This is a genomic window from Azospirillum canadense, from assembly GCF_025961225.1.
Lineage (GTDB): Bacteria > Pseudomonadota > Alphaproteobacteria > Azospirillales > Azospirillaceae > Azospirillum > Azospirillum canadense.
In genome coordinates this window covers 2,376,284-2,385,000 of sequence record NZ_JAOQNG010000001.1, presented here as the reverse complement: position 1 = coordinate 2,385,000, position 8,717 = coordinate 2,376,284, and the positions used below count along the sequence as shown (strand labels likewise).

Genomic DNA, 8,717 nt, shown 5'->3' with positions numbered 1-8,717 from the left:
GAAATAGCTGGTTCTCCGCGAAAGCTATTTAGGTAGCGCGTCGGACGATTGCCCACGGGGGTAGAGCACTGGATGGGCTAGGGGGGCGCGAGCCTTACCAAACCTAACCAAACTCCGAATACCGTGGAGCACAGTCCGGCAGACAGACGGTGGGTGCTAAGGTCCATCGTCGAGAGGGAAACAGCCCAGACCGCCAGCTAAGGTCCCCAAATCACGGCTAAGTGGGAAAGGATGTGGGAAGGCCATGACAACCAGGAGGTTGGCTTAGAAGCAGCCATCCTTTAAAGAAAGCGTAATAGCTCACTGGTCTAGTGAAGCCGGCCTGCGCCGAAAATGTATCGGGGCTCAAGCCGTGTACCGAAGCTGCGGATGTATCGCAAGATACGTGGTAGCGGAGCGTTCCGTAAGCCTGCGAAGGGCCCCCGCGAGGGTGCCTGGAGGTATCGGAAGTGAGAATGCTGACATGAGTAGCGACAAACAGTGTGAGAAACACTGTCGCCGAAAGTCCAAGGGTTCCTGCGCAAGGTTAATCCACGCAGGGTGAGCCGGCCCCTAAGGCGAGGCCGAGAGGCGTAGTCGATGGGAACCAGGTTAATAGTCCTGGGCCTGGTGGTGTGTGACGAATTCCAACGCGTGTATGTCCTGATCGGATTGGACATGCTGTAGAGGGGTTCCAGGAAACAGCCCCACCGTATAGACCGTACCCGAAACCGACACAGGTGGACTGGTAGAGCATACCCAGGCGCTTGAGAGAATGGTGTTGAAGGAACTCGGCAAATTGCCCTCGTAACTTCGGAAGAAGAGGGCCCCGTTCGTGCGCAAGCGCGGGCGGGGGGCACAGACCAGGGGGTAGCGACTGTTTACTAAAAACACAGGGCTCTGCGAAGCCACACAAGGCGACGTATAGGGTCTGACGCCTGCCCGGTGCCGGAAGGTTAAGAGGAGGGGTTCACGCTCCGAATTGAAGCCCCGGTAAACGGCGGCCGTAACTATAACGGTCCTAAGGTAGCGAAATTCCTTGTCGGGTAAGTTCCGACCTGCACGAATGGCGTAACGACTTCCCCGCTGTCTCCAACACCAACTCAGCGAAATTGAACTCTCCGTGAAGATGCGGAGTACCCGCGGTCAGACGGAAAGACCCCGTGCACCTTTACTACAGCTTTGCAGTGGTGCTAGGGATCTCATGTGTAGGATAGGTGGGAGGCTAGGAAGCCCGGGCGCCAGCTCGGGTGGAGCCATCCTTGAAATACCACCCTTGAGGTCTCTGGCATCTAACCGCGACCCGTGATCCGGGTTCGGGACCCTGCATGGCGGGTAGTTTGACTGGGGCGGTCGCCTCCCAAAGTGTAACGGAGGCGCGCGATGGTTGGCTCAGAGCGGTCGGAAATCGCTCGACGAGTGCAATGGCATAAGCCAGCCTGACTGCAAGACCGACAAGTCGAGCAGAGACGAAAGTCGGCCATAGTGATCCGGTGGTCCCACGTGGACGGGCCATCGCTCAACGGATAAAAGGTACGCCGGGGATAACAGGCTGATGACTCCCAAGAGTCCATATCGACGGAGTCGTTTGGCACCTCGATGTCGGCTCATCACATCCTGGGGCTGGAGCAGGTCCCAAGGGTTCGGCTGTTCGCCGATTAAAGTGGTACGTGAGCTGGGTTTAGAACGTCGTGAGACAGTTCGGTCCCTATCTGCCGTGGGTGTCGGAGTTTTGCGAGGATCTGTCCCTAGTACGAGAGGACCGGGATGGACATACCTCTGGTGGACCGGTTGTGACGCCAGTCGCATCGCCGGGTGGCTAAGTATGGACGGGATAACCGCTGAAAGCATCTAAGCGGGAAACCCACCTCTAAACCAGAACTCCCTTGAGAGCCGTGACAGACCATCACGTCGATAGGAGGCATGTGGACGGGCGGCAACGCCCGAAGCTGAGCCTTACTAATCGCTCGATCGGCTTGATCCCACCGCGCGTGCCCACGCGCAGCGGCCAGCCCACACACAAGCAACAGCAACTCCGCCGCAAGAAGCAAACGTCCTCAACGATCAAACAAGCCCGTCCGGTTGGATGGCTCGCGTGTGCCTTGGTGACCTGGTGGTCATGGCGAGGCTCCCAACACCCGATCCCATTCCGAACTCGGCCGTGAAACGCCTCAGCGCCGATGGTACTGCGTCTCAAGACGTGGGAGAGTAGGTCGCCGCCAGGTCACCACGGCACACGCCAGGCCAACCCGCCCGGACAGGCCGACCAGTACACCGTCACTTGCACCCGTCCTCACAGCGTCCCGACCCACACCCGCGGGGTGGAGCAGCCCGGTAGCTCGTCAGGCTCATAACCTGAAGGTCGCAGGTTCAAATCCTGCCCCCGCAACCAAATCACCCCGTCAGGCCCAGAGCCCGACGGGCTTTTTCGTTGTCCGACGGTGCACCGATCGGATCCAACTCCGACCGCGATCGCGTCCATCACTTTGGCCATGCGCACGCTCAACCCGTGCCGACTCTGTTTCGGCCTGCTCCAGAGTCCCCTTCTCAGCGGCACGCCGACAGACCATTTCCATGGTGAACGACTCGCAGAACACCTCGAACAACTTCGGCTCCGTCAGCCGTTGGCGCGGGCTTTCCAGCACGGTCGCTTGGCACCTTTATGTCAACAGGCTGGCGATGAAGGTTGTCCGGGCGGGCATGTCGTTGGCGGGGATGGCGGCGACCCGCCCCTTACGCACCATCGCCGGGATCTCGTAGCCGGCGATCGTCCGACGCCGCACCAGCGCGGCGATGGGGGCCAGCGGGATCGGGTCGAGCGATCGGGAATCGAAGGCGACCGTCAGGGCGAATGCCGATTGCAGGCTGGCCAGGGAATCGGCGCGCAGCGTCGCGACGGCCACGAAGGGCAGCGCCTCGTCGAGCGCGTGGCTGAGCAGGGTGAAGAAGGCGGTCCGCTTCGTATCCGCCATAAGGCGTTTCGGCCATGATGAGTTTCCCCCGGAAAGATATGGACCGGCCCGAGGCATCCGATTGTTGGTGCGACGCGCTGACCGCAGCGCCGTGGGACCTGCCGGGCGAACCCACCCTTTGATCGGGTGGTGCTGTCTGTTTCGGGAAAATTTTGCCGTCATCGGCGGGTGTTGACCAGGCATCTCTCAGTGGCGCATCCAACCAACCTACGGATTTCCATGGACGCTACGGGCCATCGTTCCGTGAACCCGGCCACCGGCGTGAACCTGATCGATCACGTCGAGCCATCCCCGGTAATGCACCACATGGCCGACGAGTGGAAACGCGACGTCGATGTCGAACAGGAAGCGCGTGCCGTCGCCGGACTCGCTGCATTCGATGATCGGGCGGCTCCAGGCCGGCAGGGGCACGCCGAGCACTCTCCAGCCCACCAGCGACCAGGCAAGCTTGTCCTGCGTCGGCTCCAGCCGGAACAGCAGGTCGAAGGGGCCGAAGCGCTCGATCAGCAGTCCGTCGTCACGGCGGCGTCCGGCCTCCATGGTGCTGGCATACCGGCGCCCGGCGAAGCGACGGTTCCAGAATTCGCGCCCTCGGCCATCGGGATGGAAGGAGACGCTGACCGGCACGCCCTGTCCGGGCTTCGGCAGGCCGGCGACCTTGCACAACAGCCAGACTCCGGGATTGGCGGCGGCTCGGATGTCGGCCAAGCCGGCGGTGTGGACGCTGGTGGTGAGCGCATGCAGGACGCGCACCGGAGCGGGCAGGTCGTTGAACGCGGCGCCGAGGATGCGCTGAAACGGGGTCATGGCGGCTTACTCCCTTAAAAGTCAGGCTTGAACACCATCAGCCCGACGATGGCGACCATCGCCGCGAAGGCGGGCCAGCCGAGGGCGAACCAGATGCGGAAATAGCGGCGGTACAGCGGGGGCAGCGGGGTTCCTGCGGCGACGGCGTCCTCCGCCATGCGCCGCATGCGGATTTGCAGCCACACCACCGGCAGCCAGCAGGCGCCGGCCACGGCGTAGAGCACCAGCGTCACGACAATCCAGCCGGAGGTGAGCGGCCATCCCTGTTCCAGCGCGAGCCACAGGCCGCTGACCGGCTGGATCACCACCGTGGGCGTGGTGAACAGCCAATCCGCCAGCACGACGTTGCGGCTGGCCACCGCGATGGCGCGCACGTCCTTGGACAGGTTGCTCGCCATGCCGTGGAAGGCGGTCCCCAGGCCCGTGCCGAACAGCAGGATGGCCGACAGGATATGGATGAGCTTGAGCGCGGTCGGGTCCATATCAGGCCTCCATCGCCATCATCGCCAGCGTCGCCGCGGCGATGGGCAGGTTCTTCAGGAGCGGGGCGAAGGGGTGCGTCCAGTGGTCCAGGGGCAGGCCGGTCGCGATGATGGTGAAGGCCGCCATGCTGGCGAGCATGGCGCCGCCGACCGCCACTGGGCGCCATCGGGCGAGCAGGAGAAGCCCGAGGATCAGGTCGAGACCGGCACCGCCGAACAAGGCCAAGTCGGCCAATGGACCCTGCAACCCCACGGAAGCCAGCAGGCGGTGGGAGTCCGCCAGCGGATGCAGGCCGAAGGACAGCAGGCCGGTGAGAATCCACAACAGCGCAAGGCTCCAGCGCAACACCGGCCCTAGGACGTAAAGCCGCGCATGCAGGCGGTCGGCGTCGGATGCCGGGTGACGGGCCAGGGCGCCCGGCAGAGATTGCGGCGCCCGGCCGAGAGCCGCAGCGAGGGGCGTCGCATCGGCGGTGTTGCCGGCCTTCAGCATGGCAAGCGTTTCGCGGTTGATGGGACCGTTCCGCAGGCGCTCGCCGACGATGGCGGCGGCGCGGATGAGCGGTTCGGGAACCGGAAGGAAGCGCCGGGGCGGTAGGCCCAGCCATGTTCGCAGCGTCATGGTCAGCGCATTGGTGGTCATCGGCTCCGGGCCGACCACGTCGATGCGGCGGGGCAGGGGGCCATCCAAGGACACCAGCCGGACCACCAGCGCGGCGAGGTCGTCCACGTGCACGGGCTGGATCGTCCCGCCGCCGGGGCCGATGCGCGGGGGCAGGGGCAAGGCTGCCAGGGCGGAAAACAGCGTCGTGCTGGCCCCGCCGCGCCCGATGACGACCGAAGGGCGGAGCACGCACCAATCCATGCCGGCGCCGGCCTCCAGCGCGGCTTCGCCACGCCCCTTCGTGCGCTGGTATCGGGTTGGTCCGTTCGGCGCGGCGCCCAGTGCCGACAGGTGGATCAGCCTCGGCACGCCGGCCATCCGGCAGGCCCGGACCAACCGCTCCGTTCCCTCCGCGTGCACCGCCTCCATGCTGTTGCCGGCGCGGCCCTGCACCAAGCCGGCGGCGTTGATGACCACGGCCTGCCCGGCGAGCTTGGCGGCGAGGGTGGCCTCGTCGTCGCGGACCAGGTCGAACCCCGTGCGGCCCGGTGCGGTCACGCGATGGCCGGCGGCGGCGAGAGCGGCGTGCAGATGCCGGCCGATGAAGCCGCAGCCGCCGATGATCAGGATCGCGGTCACGACGGCGCCCACCGGACTGACAACAACACTTCCGTCGACATTGAGACCCCCGGTTTCATTCCGTTGCACAGCGGGAATGGCAAGGGGCGTGCCAAGCCGCAGCTGCACGGATTTGGCGGCCGGGACGGATCGCCTGTTAACTGCGGTTGCGAATTGCGGTAGTTTCCCTGTCAACGCTGGATACACCTGCGTGAGATGGCGGCGTTGGATTGGGAGGCGGTCAGGGTGGTTGCATCGGCGGCGCTGGTCACGGCCATGGGCCTCTGCGCGCTGGGGGGCACCGGGCTGGCCGCCCTGTTGTGGCGGCACGGACGGGCGCTTCCCGGAACCAGGCCGCTGGCGGCCTTCCTCCTGCTGGTCGGCGGCTGGTCGGTCGGTTTGCTGATCCCCGGCCGGTTCGGCGCGGCGCTGATGGCCCTGGCGCCGCTGGGTGGCGCGCTGTTCGTCCATGTCGCCGCCGCCCTGACGGGGCGTGCCGGGCGGAACATTCGCTGGGCCTACGCGGTGGGTGCCGTCGCTGCGCTCATCGCGCTCCTCGGCGGGACCGGCCGCTTCCTTCCCTGGCCGGGGGCGGGCACGCTGTTTCGCTACGAAGGGGCGGGGCTGGTCGCCGGCGCGGCCACCGTGGCCCTCGCGGCGGCCGGGCACGCGATGCTGGTGGCCGCGAGAAGCACGGCCGACGGCGTGCGCCGCCGGCAATTGACGTCGGTTCTGCTGTCCTCCGCCCTCGGCCTGCTGTCGGTCAGCGGCTTGGCCTTTCCGGTGTTTGGCATCGAGGCCTATCCGTGGCCGTTGCTGCTGCTTCCCGTTTACCTGGTCGTACTCGCCTACGCCGTGCTGCGCTATCGGCTGATGGCGGTGAATCGCTGGGCGGTGCGGGCGGTGTGCTGGGGGCTGCTGGTCGCGCTGGCGGCGCTGGTGTCGGCGTTGAGCGCGGGCTTCGCCGCGGAGCGGGCCGGCGCGCCCTTCCTGTGGACCGCGGCCGCGTTGCTGGGGGGCCTTGGCCTTGCCGGTCCGCTGCGCAGGCTGGCGGACCGCATCGTGTATCCCGGCGGTGAGGTGACCGCCGACGATCTGGCCCGCTGGCGCCGGGAGTTGCAGGAGGCCGGGGACGAAGCCGCGTTGGCGGCAACCGCGGAACGGCTGCTGGGCGAGCGCCTCGCGCTTGCCGACCCCACTGACCTTGACACCTTCGACCTTGAGCGGGCTCCGCCCGGTCCGCGCCGTGTGGCCGGGGTGCTGGCGGAGTTGGTCGCGCAAGCCCGCGACGACCTCGACCGGCGCCGGTCCTTCGCCGAACGCCAACGCCTGGCCGAACTGGGGGCGCTGGCCGCCACCGTGGCCCATGACCTTCGCAATCCCATGAACATCATCGCCATGGCGGTGGCCGACGCTGCGCCGGACACGCGCGGCGAGGTCAGGATCCAGCTGGCCCGCATGGATGCCCTGGTGCGCGACCTCCTCGACTACGCCAAGCCGTGGCGGGTGGAAGCGACCGACGTCGATCTTGCGGACACGCTCTCCCAATTGGGCGGGGAGGTGGCGACCGACATTTCTCCGGACCTGTCGCTGCGGGCTGACGCGGGGCGCTTGCGGCAGGCCTTGGCGAACCTGCTGGACAACGCTCGCGCGGCCGGCGGCCGCGTCCTGTTGACCGCCGAGCGTCGCCCCGACGGCGTGGTCGTCGACGTCTGCGACGACGGCCCGGGCATCCCGGCGGAAATCCGCGCCTCGCTGTTCCAGCCCTTCGTGTCGCGCAGCCAGGGCGGCACGGGTCTCGGGCTAGCCATCGTCGCCAAGGTCATGGCCGCGCACGGCGGTTCGGTGTCGCTGGCCCAACGGCCGGGATGGTCCACCTGCGTCCGCTTGAGGTTTCCGTCATGAGCACGCTGCTTCTCGTCGACGACGAACCCGCCTTCCTCCGCCTCGCCGCGGCGTGGCTTGAGAAGCAGGGCCACCGGGTGGTCACCGCCGCCGACGGCGCCCAAGCGCGCGACCTCTTCCAGCGGGAGCGGCCCGATCTGGTGCTGCTCGACTTGGTTATGCCGCCCGAACGGACGCCGGAGGCCGGGCTTGCCCTTGTTCCGGCCTTTGCGGCCGTGCCGGTGGTGGTGCTGACCGCGCACGCGGAGCATGAGTTGGCGCTGCGGGCCGTGGCGGAGGGCGCGTGGGACTTCTTGGCCAAGCCGGTGGAGCCGGAGCTGCTGCGCTTCGTCGTCGGCCGCGCCCTTGCCAAGCGCGGGTTGGAGACGGAGTTGGCCTCCCTGCGCGCCGCCCAGGCGAAAGCCCAGGCGCCGGACGACGGGATGGTCGGCGTCAGCCCGGCGGTCCTGCGCCTGAAGGAGATGATCCGCCGTGTCGGACCGGCGGAGGTGCCGGTGATGGTGCTGGGCCCCAGCGGCAGCGGCAAGGAGTTGGTGGCGCGCGCCCTGCACGCGGCAAGCTCCCGCGGCGCCGGACCCTTCGTGCCCGTCCATTGCGGCGCCATCCCGGCCGATCTGCTGGAAAGCGAGCTGTTCGGGCACCTGAAGGGCAGCTTCACCGGCGCCCATCAGGACCGTCTGGGATTGCTGGCCGCGGCGGACGGCGGAACCCTTTTCCTCGACGAGGTCGGCGAGATGCCGCCGGCCATGCAGGTCAAGCTTCTGCGCTTCCTGCAGGAAGGCACCTACACGCCGGTGGGCGGGCGCCAGCCCGTGACGGCCGACGTCCGCGTGGTCTCGGCCACCCATCGCGACCTGGAGGCCATGGTGGCGCAAGGATCGCTGCGCGAGGATTTCTATTACCGCCTCAAGGGGCTGATCCTGCGTACGCCGGCCCTGGCGGAGCGGCGCGAGGACGTGGCGCTGCTGGCGGTCCGCTTCCTGGCGGACCTGTCCAAGCGCCGCCTTCGGCTCGCGCCCGACGCGCTGGCGTGGCTGGCGGAGCAGGACTGGCCGGGCAACGTCCGCGAATTGCGCGCGGTGGTCACGACCGGCGCCGCGCTGGCGGAAGGAGACGCCGTCACGGCCGCCGACCTCGCCTTCGCGCGCACCGGCGATCCAGCCACCCTCGCCCCGGCCCCGCCGGGCACGCTCGCCGAGGCGGTGACCGCGCTGGAGCGCCGGATGATCGCCGCGGCGCTCGCGGCTACCGGGAACAACCACAGCGCCGCCGCGCGCCGGCTCGGCCTGTCGCGGGTTGGGCTGCTGAAAATGATGACTCGGCTGGGGTTGCGGCGGTCCGGTCCGTAGC

At 67.5% G+C, this 8,717-nt stretch carries 6 protein-coding genes, 1 tRNA gene and 2 rRNA genes (1 of these 9 cut by a window edge); 5 read left to right on the top strand and 4 right to left on the bottom strand.

Annotation, left to right across the window (positions count from 1 at the left end):
* From M2351_RS11325 to M2351_RS11315, 3 genes are all read left to right on the top strand, one after another.
* A 23S ribosomal RNA gene (locus tag M2351_RS11325) occupies window positions 1-1,963 on the top strand (it extends 783 nt beyond the left edge of the window).
* Window positions 1,964-2,088: 125 nt separating this feature from the next.
* A 5S ribosomal RNA gene (gene rrf / locus M2351_RS11320) occupies window positions 2,089-2,204 on the top strand.
* A gap of 90 nt (window positions 2,205-2,294) precedes the next feature.
* Window positions 2,295-2,371, top strand: a tRNA-Met gene (locus M2351_RS11315).
* Between the two features lie 268 nt (window positions 2,372-2,639).
* Here the strand turns inward: M2351_RS11315 and M2351_RS11310 are convergent.
* The 4 genes from M2351_RS11310 to M2351_RS11295 all read right to left on the bottom strand — a co-directional run bounded on the left by M2351_RS11310 (window position 2,640) and on the right by M2351_RS11295 (window position 5,483).
* Window positions 2,640-2,951 (bottom strand): hypothetical protein, encoded by a 312-nt coding sequence (locus M2351_RS11310; RefSeq protein WP_264656172.1) that lies wholly within the window; start codon window positions 2,949-2,951, stop codon window positions 2,640-2,642.
* 207 nt (window positions 2,952-3,158) lie between these two features.
* The gene (locus tag M2351_RS11305; protein WP_264656171.1) at window positions 3,159-3,758 is read right to left on the bottom strand and encodes a DUF4166 domain-containing protein; all 600 of its coding nucleotides are present in this window, start codon (window positions 3,756-3,758) and stop codon (window positions 3,159-3,161) included.
* Between the two features lie 14 nt (window positions 3,759-3,772).
* Window positions 3,773-4,240 (bottom strand): DUF2269 family protein, encoded by a 468-nt coding sequence (locus M2351_RS11300; RefSeq protein ID WP_264656170.1) that lies wholly within the window; start codon window positions 4,238-4,240, stop codon window positions 3,773-3,775.
* Window position 4,241: 1 nt separating this feature from the next.
* Window positions 4,242-5,483 carry an NAD(P)H-binding protein gene (locus M2351_RS11295; RefSeq protein ID WP_264656169.1) on the bottom strand — a complete coding sequence of 414 codons (1,242 nt, stop codon included), beginning with the start codon at window positions 5,481-5,483 and terminating at the stop codon, window positions 4,242-4,244.
* Between the two features lie 225 nt (window positions 5,484-5,708).
* Between M2351_RS11295 and M2351_RS11290 the strand changes: the two genes are divergently transcribed.
* Complete coding sequence (locus tag M2351_RS11290) at window positions 5,709-7,367, top strand: sensor histidine kinase (protein ID WP_264656168.1); 1,659 nt, start codon at window positions 5,709-5,711, stop codon at window positions 7,365-7,367.
* Entirely contained in the window at window positions 7,364-8,716 is a 1,353-nt protein-coding gene (locus M2351_RS11285; protein ID WP_264656167.1) for a sigma-54-dependent transcriptional regulator, read from the top strand. Before M2351_RS11290 ends, M2351_RS11285 begins: the two co-directional genes overlap by 4 nt.
* Window position 8,717: the final 1 nt, after the last annotated feature.

Excerpts from the sequence above, each read along its gene's own strand:
- M2351_RS11310 (WP_264656172.1), bottom strand. The coding sequence starts at position 2,951 with ATGGCGGATACGAAGCGGACCGCCTTCTTCACCCTGCTCAGCCACGCG.
- M2351_RS11305 (WP_264656171.1), bottom strand. The coding sequence starts at position 3,758 with ATGACCCCGTTTCAGCGCATCCTCGGCGCCGCGTTCAACGACCTGCCC.
- M2351_RS11300 (WP_264656170.1), bottom strand. The coding sequence starts at position 4,240 with ATGGACCCGACCGCGCTCAAGCTCATCCATATCCTGTCGGCCATCCTG.
- M2351_RS11285 (WP_264656167.1), top strand. The coding sequence starts at position 7,364 with ATGAGCACGCTGCTTCTCGTCGACGACGAACCCGCCTTCCTCCGCCTC.